This is a genomic window from Gemmatimonadota bacterium (assembly GCA_022560615.1).
In the GTDB taxonomy this organism is placed as follows: domain Bacteria; phylum Gemmatimonadota; class Gemmatimonadetes; order Longimicrobiales; family Gaopeijiaceae; genus UBA1138.
Genome location: JADFSR010000015.1, coordinates 1 through 16,333 on the forward strand (window position 1 = coordinate 1; position 16,333 = coordinate 16,333).

19 protein-coding genes and 1 tRNA gene are annotated in these 16,333 nt (G+C 65.2%); 15 read left to right on the forward strand and 5 right to left on the reverse strand.

Features of this window, described 5'->3' with window-relative positions; translation table 11 throughout:
• Positions 1-220 (reverse strand): hypothetical protein (locus tag IIB36_10125; GenBank protein MCH7532096.1); only part of this gene is annotated, 220 nt, incomplete at its 3' end.
• Between IIB36_10125 and IIB36_10130 the strand changes: the two genes are divergently transcribed.
• Positions 207-890, forward strand: a complete 684-nt coding sequence (locus IIB36_10130; GenBank protein ID MCH7532097.1) for a protein kinase — start codon at positions 207-209, stop codon at positions 888-890. The genes IIB36_10125 and IIB36_10130 overlap by 14 nt on opposite strands.
• Before the next feature lie 18 nt (positions 891-908).
• Here IIB36_10130 and IIB36_10135 read toward each other — a convergent pair whose 3' ends face one another.
• Positions 909-3,296, reverse strand: coding sequence for an aldehyde dehydrogenase family protein (locus tag IIB36_10135; protein MCH7532098.1), 2,388 nt, complete (start codon positions 3,294-3,296; stop codon positions 909-911).
• Positions 3,293-4,336 carry a deoxyribose-phosphate aldolase gene (gene deoC / locus IIB36_10140; GenBank protein MCH7532099.1) on the reverse strand — a complete coding sequence of 348 codons (1,044 nt, stop codon included), beginning with the start codon at positions 4,334-4,336 and terminating at the stop codon, positions 3,293-3,295. The genes IIB36_10135 and deoC overlap by 4 nt, the downstream gene beginning before the upstream one ends.
• A gap of 128 nt (positions 4,337-4,464) precedes the next feature.
• Here deoC and IIB36_10145 point away from each other — a divergent pair, with 128 nt between their 5' ends.
• The 4 genes from IIB36_10145 (at position 4,465) to IIB36_10160 (ending at position 8,109) form a co-directional block, all read left to right on the forward strand.
• A complete protein-coding gene (locus IIB36_10145; GenBank protein ID MCH7532100.1) occupies positions 4,465-5,814 on the forward strand; it encodes a 1-acyl-sn-glycerol-3-phosphate acyltransferase in 1,350 nt (449 codons plus the stop codon).
• Positions 5,815-5,897: 83 nt separating this feature from the next.
• Positions 5,898-6,980, forward strand: a complete 1,083-nt coding sequence (locus IIB36_10150; protein MCH7532101.1) for a DUF3179 domain-containing protein — start codon at positions 5,898-5,900, stop codon at positions 6,978-6,980.
• Positions 6,977-7,843 carry a transporter gene (locus IIB36_10155; GenBank protein MCH7532102.1) on the forward strand — a complete coding sequence of 289 codons (867 nt, stop codon included), beginning with the start codon at positions 6,977-6,979 and terminating at the stop codon, positions 7,841-7,843. Before IIB36_10150 ends, IIB36_10155 begins: the two co-directional genes overlap by 4 nt.
• A 169-nt stretch (positions 7,844-8,012) precedes the next feature.
• A tRNA-Sec gene (locus IIB36_10160) sits at positions 8,013-8,109 on the forward strand.
• Between the two features lie 27 nt (positions 8,110-8,136).
• On the opposite strand, the gene IIB36_10165 is transcribed toward IIB36_10160, so the two are convergent.
• Positions 8,137-8,745: a hypothetical protein gene (locus tag IIB36_10165; protein ID MCH7532103.1), complete on the reverse strand. Its 609-nt coding sequence runs from the start codon at positions 8,743-8,745 to the stop codon at positions 8,137-8,139.
• A complete protein-coding gene (locus IIB36_10170) occupies positions 8,742-9,500 on the reverse strand; it encodes a UDP-2,3-diacylglucosamine diphosphatase (GenBank protein ID MCH7532104.1) in 759 nt (252 codons plus the stop codon). Before IIB36_10170 ends, IIB36_10165 begins: the two co-directional genes overlap by 4 nt.
• 73 nt (positions 9,501-9,573) lie before the next feature.
• Between IIB36_10170 and IIB36_10175 the strand changes: the two genes are divergently transcribed.
• The 10 genes from IIB36_10175 (at position 9,574) to IIB36_10220 (ending at position 16,332) form a co-directional block, all read left to right on the forward strand.
• Positions 9,574-10,293: a hypothetical protein gene (locus tag IIB36_10175; protein ID MCH7532105.1), complete on the forward strand. Its 720-nt coding sequence runs from the start codon at positions 9,574-9,576 to the stop codon at positions 10,291-10,293.
• 5 nt (positions 10,294-10,298) lie between these two features.
• Complete coding sequence (locus IIB36_10180; protein ID MCH7532106.1) at positions 10,299-10,814, forward strand: hypothetical protein; 516 nt, start codon at positions 10,299-10,301, stop codon at positions 10,812-10,814.
• Between the two features lie 74 nt (positions 10,815-10,888).
• A complete protein-coding gene (locus IIB36_10185; protein MCH7532107.1) occupies positions 10,889-11,383 on the forward strand; it encodes a Na+/H+ antiporter subunit E in 495 nt (164 codons plus the stop codon).
• On the forward strand, positions 11,384-11,668 hold the full coding sequence (locus IIB36_10190; GenBank protein ID MCH7532108.1) for a pH regulation protein F: 285 nt from the start codon (positions 11,384-11,386) through the stop codon (positions 11,666-11,668).
• Positions 11,668-12,015, forward strand: a complete 348-nt coding sequence (locus IIB36_10195; protein MCH7532109.1) for a monovalent cation/H(+) antiporter subunit G — start codon at positions 11,668-11,670, stop codon at positions 12,013-12,015. Before IIB36_10190 ends, IIB36_10195 begins: the two co-directional genes overlap by 1 nt.
• The gene (locus tag IIB36_10200) at positions 12,015-12,620 is read left to right on the forward strand and encodes a DUF4040 domain-containing protein (GenBank protein ID MCH7532110.1); all 606 of its coding nucleotides are present in this window, start codon (positions 12,015-12,017) and stop codon (positions 12,618-12,620) included. The genes IIB36_10195 and IIB36_10200 overlap by 1 nt, the downstream gene beginning before the upstream one ends.
• A complete protein-coding gene (locus tag IIB36_10205; GenBank protein ID MCH7532111.1) occupies positions 12,613-13,038 on the forward strand; it encodes a Na(+)/H(+) antiporter subunit B in 426 nt (141 codons plus the stop codon). Before IIB36_10200 ends, IIB36_10205 begins: the two co-directional genes overlap by 8 nt.
• On the forward strand, positions 13,038-13,388 hold the full coding sequence (locus IIB36_10210) for a cation:proton antiporter subunit C (protein MCH7532112.1): 351 nt from the start codon (positions 13,038-13,040) through the stop codon (positions 13,386-13,388). The genes IIB36_10205 and IIB36_10210 overlap by 1 nt, the downstream gene beginning before the upstream one ends.
• Positions 13,385-14,860: a monovalent cation/H+ antiporter subunit D family protein gene (locus IIB36_10215; GenBank protein MCH7532113.1), complete on the forward strand. Its 1,476-nt coding sequence runs from the start codon at positions 13,385-13,387 to the stop codon at positions 14,858-14,860. The genes IIB36_10210 and IIB36_10215 overlap by 4 nt, the downstream gene beginning before the upstream one ends.
• Positions 14,857-16,332, forward strand: a complete 1,476-nt coding sequence (locus IIB36_10220; protein MCH7532114.1) for a monovalent cation/H+ antiporter subunit D family protein — start codon at positions 14,857-14,859, stop codon at positions 16,330-16,332. The genes IIB36_10215 and IIB36_10220 overlap by 4 nt, the downstream gene beginning before the upstream one ends.
• Position 16,333 lies beyond the last annotated feature (1 nt).

Consider the following 16,333-nt stretch of genomic DNA (forward strand, 5'->3'; position numbering starts at 1 on the left):
CCGCTACCCTTCCATAAGCCCAATGCCCCTGACCGTAGCATTTTGCCACTGTTCCCGGGCGGACACCTTCCCATAGTTTTGCCGTGCAGGTCAACTCTCCTGTAGAAGATATCAACTTAATTTTGTCTCCTGTCTTTATACCCAGTTTACGGGCATCTACCGGATTTATCTTGGCTACATCGTCCCTTTTCTCATCGGAGGATCGGATGCGTAGAGCAATGGCGTTTGCGTTGTGCGGAGTGGCCGTTCTGGCGGCGACCGCAGTATGGGCTGGCGAGCCCGCCGGGCAGCCGGTGACGGAGGAGAGTGACGTCTACGCGCTGGGCATGCTGGGATACGAGCTGCTCACGGCGCGTCCGGGAAGCTTGGGGGTCGACCACCCCACAGCTGCCAGGCTGTGGAGCAACCGGACGCGCATCTCGGAGCTGAGGGGCGACGTAGACACCGGGCTCGAGGAGCTCATCTACCGGTGCCTCGCCGACAAGCCCACGCACAGGCCCACCGCGACGGACGTGGCGCACGAGCTCGTCTCGGCGACGCCGGCGGAGTCCGGCTCAACAGCGGTGGTGGAGACGGTGGACACAGAGACAGTCAGAGGTCTCTTCGCGGAGATGAGGAAGCGCAATGTCCCTGGTTTCGTGGGCGCATTCGTGGCTGCAGGGGCGATCCTCATCGGGACAGCCGAGGGTCTGACCAGCAACGGCTACATCCCCAGAATCGCTTTCCCCTTAGCCCTCGTCTTCTTCGTCGTGGGGCTTCCTGCCACGGCGGTAGTGGCGTGGTTCCACGGTGAGAGGGGACCCCAGCGCGCTTCCCTAGCCGAGGTGTGGCTCCTCAGCGGCCTGATGTTCATCTGGATCGTGGCGAGCCTCATGATCCTGATGAACTAGGCCGGACGGCACTGGGCGCTACTCCCCGTACGGCACCCAGATGTTCTTGACTTGGGTCGCCTCGCGCAGGAACTCCTGCCCTTGCCCCTGCCGGCGATCGAACCAGTCCCGCGCCCGTCCGTAGCCGACCCACGTGCGCTTCATGTTTCCGGTCGATGCGCTCTCGAGGGCGCGAGCATCTTCGGCGGTTCCGAAGTGCCAGATGCCGTCCACGTCGTCGTGGCTCGCGAGCGTCGGCACGACCTCGGACCTCAAACCTGTCACGATGTTCACCACACCGCCCGGCACGTCCGAAGTGTCCAGGATCTGATACAGGTCGGTCGCGAGTAGCGGACCGACCTCTGATGGAACCACTACGACCGCGTTTCCAACAGCGATGAGCGGCGCGATACACGAAACGAAACCGAGCAGGGGGTGCGCCTGCGGACATACCGCGCCCATGACCCCGATCGGTTCTTTCATCGCGAGCGTGACGTTGCGGAAGGGGGTGTGGTGTACCCGGCCCTCCCACTTGTCCGCCCACGCAGCGTACGTGAAGATCCTGTCGATCGTGGCTTTGAATTCCGCGCGCGCGCCCTCGGCGTCTCCGGAGAGCGCCGCCAACCGTGCGGTCAGTTCGTCGCGGCGCGCCTCGAGGTTCTCCGCAAAGTAGTAGAGAACCTGCGCTCGATTGTGTGCGGACCGGGCGGCCCATCCGGCCTGCGCCTTACGTGCTGCCTCCACCGCGTTCCGCACGTCTTTGCGGTTGCCTCGGCCAACCTCGCCCAGCGGGGAGCCGTCCGCCGCGTACACAGGCAAGCTGTAGTTCCCGTTTGGCCGGGTTTGCTTGCCACCGATGTACAACTTTGCGGTGCGGTCGATGGCCGGGGTGCCGTCCGTTGGCGCCTGCGCGACCCCGTCGTGCGGGACGGGTTCCTGTTCGAGCGGGGCTCGGTGCTCCCACGCGGGCCGCACGTAGTCCAGGAGCCCTTCCTCACCCCCTTCTCGGCCGTAGCCGCTCTCTCGGTAGCCACCGAAGCCGGAGGCCGCATCGAAGAGGTTCGTGCAGTTCACCCATACCGTTCCGGCCTTGATCTTCGGCGCGACATCGAGCGCGAGGTTGATGTTCTCGGACCAGATCGACGCCGCGAGCCCGTAACGGCTGTCGTTCGCGAGCGCGACGGCTTCCGAGGGCGTCCGGAACGTCATCATCACAACGACGGGGCCGAACACCTCGATCTGCGCCAGTGTGCCGGACGGCGCCACGTTCGTGCACAGCGTCGGGGGATAGAACCAGCCGTCACGGGGAGCACTCCACGAGGGCTGCCACACTTCTGCACCCTCTGAGCGACCCTGCTCGACGAGGCTCTCGATTCTCTCGAGTTGCACGGGGGCCACGATCGCCCCCATGTCGACGGCTTTGTCGAGTGGGTCGCCCATGCGTAGGGTCTCCATGCGTGCGCGCAGCTTCCGCTCCAGCGTCTCGGCCACACCCTCCTGGACGAGGATGCGTGAACCAGCGCAGCATACCTGGCCCTGATTGAACCAGATCGCGTCGACGACGCCTTCCACGACCGAGTCGAGATCGGCGTCTTCGAACACCAGGAACGGGGACTTGCCACCCAGCTCCAGCGATAGCCGCTTCCCGCTTCCAGCGGTTGCCTTCCGGATGATACGCCCCACGTCGGTCGAACCGGTGAAGGCGATCTTGTCTACGTCGGGGTGATCGACCAGAGCGGCGCCGGTTTTCCCGTCGCCGGTGACGATGTTCACGACGCCGGTGGGTAACCCCACCTCCTGGCACAGCTCGGCGAAGAGCAGTGCCGTGAGCGGCGTGAACTCCGCCGGCTTGAGCACCAGAGTGTTACCGGTCGCGAGCGCGGGCGCGATCTTCCAGGCGAGCATCAGCAGCGGGAAGTTCCAAGGGATGATCTGACCGATGACGCCTAGGGGTTCGTAGTCGGGGAGTTCATCCTCCATCAACTGCGCCCACCCGGCGTGGTGGTAGAAGTGCCGTGCGACCAGCGGAATATCGAGGTCACGGGACTCCCGGATCGGCTTCCCATTGTCCATGCTCTCGAGCACGGCCAGGAGCCGGGCGTGCTTCTGGATCCTGCGGGCGATCGCGTACAGGTAGCGCGCACGCCCGTGGGACCCGAGGTCCCACCAACCCGGCTGAGCGGCGCGGGCGGCGGCCACAGCCGCTCGGACGTGCTCGACGGTACCCTGGCTGACCCGAGCGATCGGTTCGGCGGTCGCCGGATTCGCGGTCTCGAACGACACGCCTGCCGAAGCGTCGGTCCAGCTGCCCCCGATGAAGTGCCCGAAGGCACGATCGTGCTTCTCGAGCCACTCGTTGACGAACTGGGCGTTCTCCGGAGCCGGACCGTATTCGAGCGTCTCGAAGACTTCGGAGACCTTGCTCATGCCAGCGGATGCCGATGGAGCGCGGAGTAGCGTCCGGTTACGTGATGTTCGAGCTGCCGTTCGATGTCCGCCAGCAGCGACGAGACGCCAAACCGGAACAGGTTGGGCTGCATCCACCCGGTGCCGAGCTCTTCCTTCATCAGGATCAGCCAGGTGAGCGCATCCTTGGCGGTTCTGATTCCACCAGCGGGCTTGAAGCCGATCGCGTACCCGGTGCGCTCAGCGTAGGCGCGTACCGCGCGCGCCATCGTCAGGCCCACGGGCAGCGTGGCGTTCACGCTCTCCTTTCCGGTGGACGTCTTCACGAAGTCCGCCCCCGCCATCATGCAGACGAGGCTCGCCTTTTGCACGTTGCGGAGCATCGCGAGCTCGCCGGTCGCGAGGATGGTCTTGATGTGGGCGTCGCCACACGCGTCCCGGAAGGCACGTACTTCGTCGTACAGCGCTTGCCAGTTCCCGGTGAGCACGTGCCCTCGGGTCACGACGATGTCGATCTCCTTCGCTCCGGCCGCCACGGACGCCTCGATCTCCGCGATACGCTGCGGGAGTGGGTTCAGCCCGTGCGGGAAGCCGGTCGATACGGCGGCCACCGGGATGTCACTTCCGGCGAGCGCCTCGACGGCGGTCGGGACCATCGCGTGGTAGACACACACCGCGCCCGTGCGCACCGAGTCGTCGCCCATGCCAAGCGCCTGAAGCAGATCGCGGCGCACCGGCTGTCGCGCTTTCGCGCAGAGTCTGCGTACACGACCGGGCGTGTCGTCACCCGCGAGCGTCGTCAGGTCGATCAACGTGATCGCTTTGAGCAACCACGCCGCCTGCCACTCCTTCTTCACGCTCCGGCGCGTGCCTAACGTTGCCGCGCGACGTTCGACAGCACTCCGATTCACGCGAATCTCCCGGATCCAGTCCAGCTCCAACGGCATTCCCGGGTTCCGTGTTCCTTCGCGTAGGTCTACCGGGCTCACCGAACCCGTGGTCGCCGCATATCTCGCGGCGCGGTCCCTCGCGATGGAGTCTGTAGTCTTCACGTCTGTCATGTGCGGTCAATCCGGCGGGAAAACTACCGACGAGGGGATGGGGATGACAGCCGAGAGCCTTTCCCGGGGCCCGCTTCGGAACCCATGTTCGCACCCGGTTGCGGAGAGACTTCCAAGGGGGAGTACGGTTGCTTCTGCCACGGGTCATCACGAAGCTGGTCGGTTGGGCCGTCTCGGTCTTCTACGACGTGGAGCGGACGGGGCCCCCGCTCGTGGACGGCCCAGTGCTCGTCACGGCGAACCACCCCAATGCTCTCGTCGATCCGCTGGTGATCTTCCGCACCGGCGGGCGCCCCTCGAGGCCTCTCGCCAAGGCCCCGCTCTTCGATCAGGCCCTCACTGGAACCCTCCTTCGCGGGCTCGGTGGCTTGCCCGTGTATCGGCGTCAAGACGACCCCGCCTTGATGCACCTGAATGAGCGCACCTTCGATGCCGCGATCGGCGCTCTCCAGGCCGGTGAGGCGGTGCAGATCTATCCAGAGGGACGAAGCCACTCCGAGCCCTCGCTCACGCCGATCCGGACCGGCGCCGCTCGCATCGCCCTCCAGGCCGAGGAGCGCTGCGACTGGGCGCTCGGAGTGCGCATCCAGCCCGTTGGGCTCACGTACACTCGCAAGCATCTCTTCCGGGGCCGGGTCGTAGCCGCCTTCGGTGAGCCGTTCTCGATCTCGGATCTCCGGTCTCGGTACGAAGAGGACGACCGGGCGGCCGTGCGCGAACTGACGGACAGGATCCGGACCGGACTCGAGTCGCTCACGTTGAACTTCGATCACCCGGACGACGGCGAGCTGGTCGAGGTCGCGGAGCGGCTGTACGCACGCCAGAAGAAACTGGTGCGCTGGCGCGAGAGAGAACGCATGGCCGACCGGCTACCGCGTCTGCGGGCGTTCGCCAGCGGGGTCCGCTGGCTGAGGGCCACCGACCCCGAGCGACTGACCGAGCTGCGCCAAGCGGTCCGGCGCTACCTGCGGTTGCTCACCCTACTGGGCGCGAGCGACGGGGATGTGCCGCCCACCTACCGGTTCGGAATCGTGCTCCGATACTCGGCGCGCCAGCTCTTCATGCTCACGTTGGTGCTGCCTGTGGCGCTACTGGGGGTGGCCATCTGGGGTCTCCCGTTCGTGCTGACGCGCCACGTCGCGCCGAAGTTTGGGGCCAAGCTCGATCAGGTCGCCACCTACAAGCTCGGGACGGCCATCCTCGTGTTTCCGCTGTGGTGGGGACTCTTGGCCCTGGCGACGTGGTTCCAGTGGGGGCTCGGCACTGCGGTCGCGGTCACAGCCGCGCTTCCCGTGGCGGGCCTTGCTGCGATCGCGTGGCTGGAGCGACAGGCCCATGTTCGCCAAGACATTCGCGTGTTCTTGCGCGCGATGAGGCACCGCCGCGGGCGTGACCGGCTAATCGAACAACGAACCGCGCTGGTCGAAGCCTTCGATGAGCTGACCGTGGCGTGGCAGGCCGACCGCGAAAGCGTCTGAGGCACTCAGGGCCACCGGGAAACCCACAGAGGCCCGACCGGCTTAGGTCGGCAGGTGCAGACACACATGGCAGGTGGGGGACGATGAAGACACGCGTACTTGGGCTCATGGTCGTGCTTTCTACCGCAATCGCGACCGCTGGTTGTGGGGACAAATCGCCGTTGGCCGACTCGGACGGGAATCCGATCTGTTCGCTCGATCCGAATCTTCTGTTTTCGAGCCTGCCGCCGGACGCGATTCCCGCATTGACGCTGCCGGAAATGGTCTCGCCCAACGATTCAGAGGCGCAGTATCTCTTCGACTTCGATCGCGTGCTGGGCGTCGTGGTCAACGGCGAGGCTCGCGCGTATCCGCACAACATCCTCTGGCATCACGAGATCGTAAACGACCGCATCGGGGACACCTGGATCTCTGCCACCTTCTGCCCGCTCACCGGCTCGGGGCTCGTCTTCGATCCCTTCGTCGATGGGAATCGCCTCGACCTCGGCGTGTCCGGGTTGCTGTTCGCGAATAACCTCGTGCTCTTCGACCGCATCACTGGCGGCGTGTACGGACCGCAGCTCTCCGTCGAAGGAAAGTGCTCGAACTTCCGTGGTGAGTCGATCGGCCTGCGGTCCGTTCAGGAGATGAGCTGGGGACGCTGGAAGGGGCTGTATCCGGACACGAAGGTCGTCGGTGGCAATACGGGCTTCGGGCGAAACTATCGCGCGTACCCGTATGGCTCCTACGACCAGATCACGAGCAACGACCTACTCTTCCCGATGGGCGGCGTGGACACTTCGCGCCCCATCAAGGAGCGGGTGCTCGCTATCCGAATCGGTGAGGGCGGGCGTGGCTATCCGTTCGGCGAACTCTTCGAGCTGGGAGAAACCTCCGTGGTCAACGAGTTGGTCGGGGGCGTACCGACCGTTGTCTTCTACGAGTCACGGGACGGCGAGACCGCTCTCGCCTTCGACGCGCGAGTCGGCGGCCAGACTCTGACCTTCAGCGCCGCCGAAGACGGCACCTGGCTCGACGAGCAGACCGGCTCCACGTGGACCGTCGACGGGTCGGCGATCGCTGGACCCATGGCCGGTGAGCGTCTGAGCGCGCGCGCGGACGCCTACGTGCTCTTCTGGTTCGCTTGGCGACACTTCCAGCCCGATGGGGATACCTTCCTCCGGTGAGCCTCGATGCCCCAGTTCGCGCTGCCGCGGCAGCGCTGGTTGCCGCGGCGGTGTTTTCTTCGCCCTTGGCGGCACAGTGGCCGGCTGGGCGGGGGAACTACTGGACCAAGATCTCCGTCTTCCACCACTCGACCACGGAGCAGTTCCGGGCGAGCGGCGAGAAGCGGCCGTTTCTGAACTCGAACGCGGAGAGTCGATCGAGCGCGCTCTTTGTCGATGCTCTGGTGGGCGTCACGGATCGCCTGGACCTGTGGCTCCAGGTGCCGTACTTCGACCTCAACTTCGACGACGACGCGGACGAGCGACACAGCTCCGGCATCGGCGACGTGCGTCTCTCGGCTCGCTACAATCTCTTTGGACTTCGTGGCGGGAGCGTTCAGGTCTCGGGCCGTTTCACGACGAAGGTCCCGGTCGTGGACTTCCCGATCGACGCTGAGGTGATTCCAGTCGGTGAGGGGCAGTGGGACTACGAAGCGTGGTTGGAGGCGGGCGTGAGCTTCTGGCCGATTCCCGCCTACGGAGTCCTTTGGATGGGGCGCCGCTGGCGAGCGATGAACACGGAGACTACGCGGGATCCGGGTGACGAGTTCACGTTCCTGGCGGAGCTCGGGGGCACGCTGGTGGGGCCACTCGGTGGAAAGATCGTGCTCGACGCGATCTTCGGCTCGAACGGCTCCGTTCAAGGCGTGAGGGTGAGCAACGACGAGCGCGAGATCGTGTATCTGCAGCCGACGGTCAACTACCAGATCACGCCCTCGTTTCTTCTCGAGGCTGCCGCTCGCTTGCCGCTGCGCGGCCAAAATTTCCCGGCCGGCCGGCAGCTCATGATCGCGGTATTTCACCGGCCGGCGAGCGGGGGCTAGCAGCCCGTGGTAGGAGCTAGAAGCCCGCGGTAGAAGCACGGGGGGCCGCCCCACCCGCAAGCGAGTACCCGGGGCGCGCGCGCGCGCGCGCCCTTGGCCGCGGCAGCGCTAGCCCCTATCGTCCGGCCCCGTCGCCAGTGCGTCACACGGCTGGCGACCACCCTGAAGGGGGGGCGGAGGGAGACTGGTGTCTTCGGCGGTCTTCAAAACCGTGCGGCCCGGCTAGAACCCGGGTAGGTGGGTTCGATTCCCACACGTTCCCGCCAGGGTGCTGTCACGCTCCTGCCGGCCTTCTAGCGACCCACCTTGATGCGAAATCCCACTTCGACGCGGCCGTTCCCCGCCGGGGCCGCCTGAATCTCGATGGGTGCGGGGAAATCCTGGAGGTGGGCGGAGACGTACGCGTCGGCGCCGCTCAGCAGGAGCAGGAAAATGCCGAGGGCGGCCCAATCTTCCCGCTGTTGGCGGCGGGACTCCTCCAGGTCGTGCAGCTCCCCCAGCGTCGCGTCGGCGTCCAGCGCGGACTCGATCTCATCGAAGTCGATGATGCCTTGGGCCGCGAGATCCTCCCGGAGGACGTTCTCCCGGAACTCGGCTCTCGCAGCGACCTCGTTGAGGCGTTTCCGGGTGCGGAGAAGGCCGTACGCGGTGGTTGCCTCGAGTGCGAAGTAGAAGCCGGCGCGCGTATGGGAACCGATCGAGGTGTGCCCCCAACCCGGCACGAGCACGGCCCGGAGGAAGGCCGTGCCTGGCGTCACTGGTATGAAGAGGGCCGTGGAGTCAGGCTCGTTCGCTTCGGGGGCTTCCTGGCCGGACAGGGGCCCGGATGCGACCATGAACGAGAGCGCGCACAGGAGGACGGCCGGGACACGCCGGACCAGAGAGGAAGCGCACGTCGTCACAGGATCGCGGTCTCCCACTGTACGAGTCTCGGATCGTCGCCGTCGCGCAGGATCACATAGCTGCGGTGGTACACCCAGTCTCCGGAGTTCACGTACCATCGGTTCTCGCCGACGCGCTCGCACGCCGGCACGTGCGCATGCCCAAGCAACACGAGATCCAGCTCCGAGCGTCTGCTCATCTCGGCGAGGGCCCACTTCCTTAGTGCTTCGGCCTTCTCGAGTTCCGCGGGTCCCGACGGCGTCCATCGCTCCTCGGTCTTAGAGATCCCCGCGCCGATCCGGTCGCCTAGGCGGCGGGGCAGCATGCCGAAGGCGAAGCGAGTCAGCCGACCCCGGAGGATCAGCCTGAGCGCGCGGTACGACAGATCACCCCTTCCGAGCCCGTCTCCGTGCGCGAGAAACGTGCGGAACCCCGCCATGTCCGTGGTGATGGGGTCTTGCAGGAACTCCACGCCCACCTCGTCACGCAGGTACGTGCCGCCCCACCAATCGTGGTTCCCGCCCATCAGCGTCACGCGCATGCCGGAATCGACGATTCGCCGGAGTTGCGTCAAAGTGGAATCGTAGCCGCGGCTGGTCCCCCAGCGGTACTCGAACCAGAAGTCGAAGATGTCGCCGTTCAGCACGATCCACGAAGCGACTTCGGCCGCCTGGTCGAGCCAAGTGGCGAAGGCGTTCTCCTGCTCGTCGGTGATGGTGCCGAGATGCACGTCGGAGGCGACGAGAACGGTCTGGGTGGGGTCGTTTCTTGGCACCTGCGAAAGTACTCGCGAACAGGGCGAGGCTGGAAGGGGTAGGACACGCATCTGAGCCCGACTAGCTTTGCTCATGCCGCTCTTCGCGATGTTCTACAGAACCCTGCGCGTGCTCCTGACCGTCCCGCTGGTACCGCTCGCGGTGTCGTCGTGCGCGGCGCGCCAGGTCGTGATCATCGCACCCGCTGTCGACGCGGAGCAGGCCGCGCTGAGGCTCGAAGATCACACGAGAGTGAGCGGTCCCGTCCGCATCATCTTCGACTGGGAGCTGAACGAGGCCGGTATCAGGGTCAAGGGGCGGGGCGTGCTTCGCATCGAGCCGCCGTACAAGGCACGCGTCGACCTTTTTCTCGGCAACGGGGAGCTGGTCCTCAAGGCCGCGCTGCTGGGCGGCACCCTGAACGTGCCTCCAGGGTCATTGCGCCAGATCCTTCCGCCGCCCGACCTTTTCTGGGGGACGCTGGGTGTCTTCCGACCCGACTACGGGGCGGAGTTCCTCGGCGGAGACGAGCTCGAGGGGGATGCGCTCCGACTGCGGTACCGCTATGAGGACGGTAAGGAGTTGCACTACCACATCGAAGGTGAATCGCTCAAGAGGCTGGAGCTGCTCGAGAGCGGTCACGTGGTTCAGTGGGTGGAGATCGAGCTGAACGCTGAGAGCAGATACCCTGTCCAGGCGACGTACCGTAACTTGGTGGCGTTCCGCGAGCTCAAGATGACGCGCGATCGACTCGAACGCGTGGAATCGTACCCACCGGACATCTGGGACCCCGTTGGCGAGCGGGGGCGGTAGAGCTCATGACCACGCGGCGGTTCACTTGGTGGCAGGGCGCGGTGCTCGCCTTTGTCATATCCGGGTGTCACTACTCGTTTCGCGCCGGTACGTTTCCGCCGGACCATATCCGCACCATAGCTGTGCAGCCGTTCGACAATGAGACGAATCGCTTTGAGATCGCGGGCGAGCTGTACGACCACCTGCTGCGCAACTTGCCGCGGGCGCTGGGGATCACAACCGCCGGCGAGGACGTGGCGGATGCCGTCGTGCGGGGCACGATCATGCGCTACGACGTCATCGCGCCCAACTACCGGGCCGCCCAGCGGGGGCAGGCCGCGCAGGTTCTCCAGCGCCAAGTGTCGATCGGCATCTCGGTCGAAATCGTCGATCTGGTGGAGAACGTGATCCTCTGGGAGTCCCGCGCTTTGGTCGCCCAAGGCGAGTTTCTGGAGGCTTCAGAGACCGAGGACGTGGGGCGCTTGGAGGCCATCGAGCTGCTGGTCCAAAAGATTGTGGACGGCGCTCAGTCTAATTGGTAGATTCGGCCGTCGTTCTTGCCGGATAAGGGTCCGCCAGCCGCCGACTCCACGAGGATCACTGCCTGGGAGACACATTGCTCCGAGCCTTCGGACTAGGCGCAATTCTCGTCGTTTTCTGGCTGCTTCTCTCGGGCCAATACACGCCGTTGCTCATCAGCTTCGGGGTCGGCTCTTCGGCACTCGTCGTCTATCTTGCGTTGCGCATGGACGTCGTCGACCAGGAAGGTGTTCCCCTCCAGTTGGGGGGACGCTTCTGGCTCTACCTCCCTTGGCTCATGAAGGAGATCTTCGTAGCCAACGTGGCGGTGGCGAAGATCATACTCGACCCCAAGCTTCCCATCAGTCCGATCAGGGTTGTCTTCCACGGGAGCCAAGAGACGGATATCGGACGTTTCATTTACGCGAACTCCATCACGCTGACCCCCGGCACGATCACGACGGGGTGCGACGGCCAGGACTTCGAGATCCACGCGCTCACGTACGCGGACGTCGACGGGCGCGAAGAAGACGAGATGGACCGTCGCGTGACCTGGGTCGAGCAGGGCTCCCCGCCAGAGCCCGCCAACTAGATGTTCGTCGCGGCCACGGCAGGGATCCTGATCAGCATGACGCTCGCGATCGTACGTGCGCTGCTCGGCCCGACGATGTACGACCGTGTGCTCGCGGTCAACACGTTTGGTACCAAGACCGTCCTGCTCATCGCGGCACTCGGCTTCCTCACTGAACGCCCTGAGTTCCTCGACCTCGCGATCGTATACGCGCTCATCAACTTCATCGGCACGATCGCCGTGCTGAAGTTCTTCGAGTACGGAGATCTCGGTCACGAGCGCCGCGACGAAGCGGTGGCCGACTGATGGAGATCGCGCTCGATGTTCTGAGCTGGCTGTCGATCGTGGGCGGGCTCTTCTTCATGCTCGTCGGGACCGTCGGCATCCTGCGCATGCCGGACGTCTACACACGTCTCCACGCCGCCGGGATGACGGACACCATGGGTGCCGGCCTGCTCATCCTCGGAATGTGCCTGCAGACCGCAAGCGGGATCATGGACGGGGACGGGCAGTATTGGTTCGTCCTGTTCCGGCTCGTGTTCGTATATGCGTTCCTGCTCTTCACGAGCCCGATCGCCACACATGCGGTCGCGCGTGCGGCGCTCCATGGCGGCTTGGAACCGTACCGCACGCCGAGGGAGTCGGCGGACTGATGGTCGAGCTCGTCGACGTCGCGCTGCTGCTACTGCTGGCTGTGACCGCGCTGACGATCATCCGTCAGCAGAACCTGTTCGCCGCCGTAATGATGGCGGGGATCTTCAGCCTGCTGTCGGCCGGGCTCCTGGTGGTGATGGACGCCGTCGACGTCGCATTCACCGAAGCTGCGGTCGGCGCCGGTATCTCGACCGTGCTCATGCTTGGCACACTCGCGCTCGTGGGTCACGAGGAGCACAAGCCGAAGCGCCGGCCCATCCTGCCGCTCCTGGTCGTCGCGGTCACCGGTGGAGTGCTCGTCTATGGCACCTTGGACATGCCTCCGTTCGGCGATCCCGCCAACCCCATCCACCACCACGTCGCGCCTCACTATTTGCAGGAGTCGGAGCACGAGATCGGGATTCCGAACGTCGTGACGTCCGTGCTCGCGTCATACAGGGGCTACGACACGCTGGGCGAGACGACGGTGATCTTCGCCGCGGTGGTCGGCGTGCTCCTGCTGCTCGCCCGAGGGCCGGGCCCGCGTCGCGTTCTTGTGAATGGGCGCTGGACCACCGTCGCACGCGAGGAGGATTCGCCTGAGATCGAGACCGACGATGGATGATCAGGTGATCCTCCGGGTCGGGGCCAAGATTCTGATCCCGTTCATTCTTCTCTTCGCTCTCTATGTGCAGTTCCACGGCGACTACGGGCCGGGCGGTGGATTCCAGGCAGGTATCATCTTCGCGGCGGGCTTCATCTTGTACGCGCTCGTCTACGGACTCGGCACCGCGAAGCGCGCTCTTCCGCCCAAGGCGGTTTACGCCTGCTCGGCGGCGGGGGTGCTGCTCTATGCCGGGGTCGGCTACCTGACGTTGGCTCTCGGCGGCGAGTTCCTCGCGTACAACGTGCTCGCGCACGACCCCGAACACGGCCAGCACCTCGGCATCCTGTTCGTGGAGCTCGGCGTCTTGATCACGGTCTTCGGCTCGATGGTCGCGATCTTCTACGCGTTCGCCGGACGCAGAAAAATCCAGACGTGATCGGGCTGGGACTCTTCAACTACTGGGTCGTCATCTTTCTGATGATGGTCGGGTTTTACACGCTCATCGCGTGCGGCAACCTCGTCAAGAAGATCATCGGTCTGAACATCTTCCAGACATCGGTCTTCATCCTCTACATCTCGATGGGGAAGATCGCGGGCGGGACCGCGCCGATCTTCGTGCACGGTGAGCAAGAGGTCGTGTACTCGAACCCCCTCCCGCACGTGCTCATCCTGACGGCGATCGTCGTCGGCGTGGCAACGTCCGCGCTCGGCCTCAGCCTGGTGGTGCGCATCAACGAGGCGTTCGGCACCGTCGAAGAAGACGAGATCGAGGACACGGCGCTGTGAGTCATCACCTCCCGGTCCTGCTCGTCGTCATCCCGCTCGCCGCGGCGCCGTTCGCAGCGTTGGTCAACCGGCCCCGCATCTCGTGGGCCATCGCGCTGGGCTCTGCGTGGTGGGCGCTGTACGCGGCGCTCGCTCTGCTCTCGCAGGTCATGGCCGACGGGCCCATCCACTACGCGTTGGGTGCCTGGGCGGCTCCCTACGGTATCGAATACGTCGTCGACCCGGTGAGTGCCTGGGTGGTGTTGATCGTCGCGTTTATCGGCGCGGTGGTGACGCCTTATGCCCGGCTGAGCATCGAGCGTGAGCTGTCCGAGGACCGGATCCCGCTCTTCTATGCGGCGTTCATCCTGTGCATGACCGGGCTGCTCGGCATCGCGATCACCGGCGACGTCTTCAACGTCTTCGTCTTCCTGGAGATTTCGTCGCTGTCCGCGTATGCGCTCATCGCGCTCGGGCCGGATCGCCGCGCGCTCACCGCATCGTTTCAGTACCTGATCATGGGAAGCGTCGGCGCGACCTTCATCGTGATCGGCATCGGGCTGATGTATGTGATGACAGGGACGCTGAACATGGCAGACCTCGCTCTGATTCTGCCGCAGCTCGAACCGAACCGCACGATTCCGGTGGCGTTCACGTTCCTGACCGTCGGCATCACGCTGAAGCTCGCGCTCTTCCCGCTACACCTGTGGCTGCCGAATGCGTACACATACGCGCCCTCCGCGGTGACCGCGTTCATCGCGTCGACGGCCACGAAAGTCGCGGTATACCTGCTCCTGCGCTTCTTCTTCACGGTCTTCGGCGCGGCGTTTTCGTTCGACGTGATGCAGCTCGACAAGATCCTCATGCCGCTGGCGCTCGTCGCGATCCTGACCATGTCGCTCGTAGCGATCTACCAGGAAAACGTGAAGCGGATGCTGGCGTACTCCAGCGTCGCGCAGATCGGATACATGGTGCTCGGCATCAGCTTCGCGTCGGTTCTGGGCCTGACGGCGGGCATTCTGCACCTGTTCAACCACGCGCTCATGAAGGGTGCGCTCTTCATGGCGATGGGTTGCGTGATGTACCGCGTGGGCTCGGTACGCATCGAGTGCATGAACGGCCTGGGACGCGCGATGCCATGGACGATGGCGGCCTTTGTCGCCGGAGGTCTCAGCATCATAGGCGTTCCGTTCACGGTCGGCTTCATCAGCAAGTGGTACTTGATTCAGGCGGCGCTGGAGCAGGGCTTGTGGCCGGTCGCCGTCGCGGTGCTCGTCGGATCGCTGCTGGCGGTTGTATACGTGTGGAAGGTCATCGAGGTTGCATACTTCCGTGACGTGGACCCCGACGCGGGCATCACGGAGGCGCCGCTCTCCTTGCTGATCCCGACGTGGACGCTCGTGCTCGCGAACTTCTGGTTCGGCATCGACGCGAGCGCGACCACCGGCGTTGCGAAGCGCGCCGCGGAGCTGCTTCTGGGGGTCGGATCATGAACCCCGGCATGCTGATCGCTCTCTGCGTGCTGCTGCCTGTCGTGGGCGCATTGGTGGCGCTCGCGTTGGGCAAGTGGCCGAACGTTCGAGAGGCCGCCACGCTCATCACGGGGGGCCTGACCTTCTGGCTCGTGCGGGGTCTGCTGCCCTACATGCGCGAGGGCGCCCGCCCGCGCCTCGACATCCTCGAGGTTGTTCCGGGCGTTCAGCTCGCGTTCGAAGTCGAGCCGCTGGGGCTGCTCTTTGCGCTCGTCGCCTCATTCCTCTGGATCGTGACGACGATTTACTCGATTGGCTACATGAGGGCGCACCACGAGGAGAACCAGACGCGCTTCTATTTCTTCTTCGCCATCGCGATCGCGGCTGCGATCGGAGTCGCGTTCAGCGCGAACCTGTTCACGCTGTTCGCGTTTTACGAGGTCCTGACGCTGTGCACCTTCCCGCTCGTCACGCACCACCAGACCGACGAGGCGCGCAAAGCCGGGCGGGTGTACCTGGGCATCCTGCTCACGACGTCGATCGCGTTCCAACTGCTGGCGATTATCTGGACCTGGCAGCTCGCGGGTACGGTCGAGTTCACGGAGGGTGGCATCCTTGCGGGCACCGCGTCGGCGGGCGTGCTGGGCGCGATCCTGGTGCTCTTCGTCTTCGGGGTCGGCAAGGCCGCGGTCATGCCGTTCCATCGCTGGCTTCCGGCCGCGATGGTCGCGCCGACGCCCGTCTCCGCGCTGCTGCACGCGGTCGCGGTCGTGAAGGCCGGTGTCTTCACCATCCTCAAGGTGTCGGTCTACGTCTTCGGTATCGATCTGCTCGGCACGCTCGCCGCGACGGCGTGGCTCGCGTGGGCGGCGGCGGCGACGATCATCCTCGGTTCGCTGGTCGCGTTCACGAAGGACAACCTCAAGGCCCGCCTCGCGTACTCGACCATCAGCCAGCTCTCGTACATCGTGCTCGGTGCGCTGCTCGCGAATCGGTGGGGCATCATCGGCGGCGGCATGCACATCGCGATGCACGCGTTCGGCAAGATCACGCTCTTCTTCGCGGCCGGTGCGATCCTGGTCGCCGCGCACGAGAAGGACATCAGCCGCATGCACGGGCTCGGCCGCACGATGCCGATCACCTTCGGTGCGTTCTTCGTCGGCGCTCTCTCGATTATCGGGCTGCCGCCGGGCGGCGGCAGCTGGAGTAAGTGGTTCCTCGGCATGGGCACGCTCGAGGCGGGGCAGGTGGGTTTGCTGGCCGTGCTCATGGTGAGCTCGCTACTCGGGCTCTACTACCTGCTCGAAGTGCCGGTGAAGGCGTTCTTCTTCAAGCCGCCCGAGGACTCGCACCACCCGGAAGGGATCCGCGAAGCGCCCACCGCATCGCTGATCGCGATGATCGTGACCGCGGCCGCGACGATCGGTCTGTTCGCCTACCCGGATCTGGCATACGAGCTCATGTCGATGGTCCTGCCGGGAGGCGCTCAGTGAG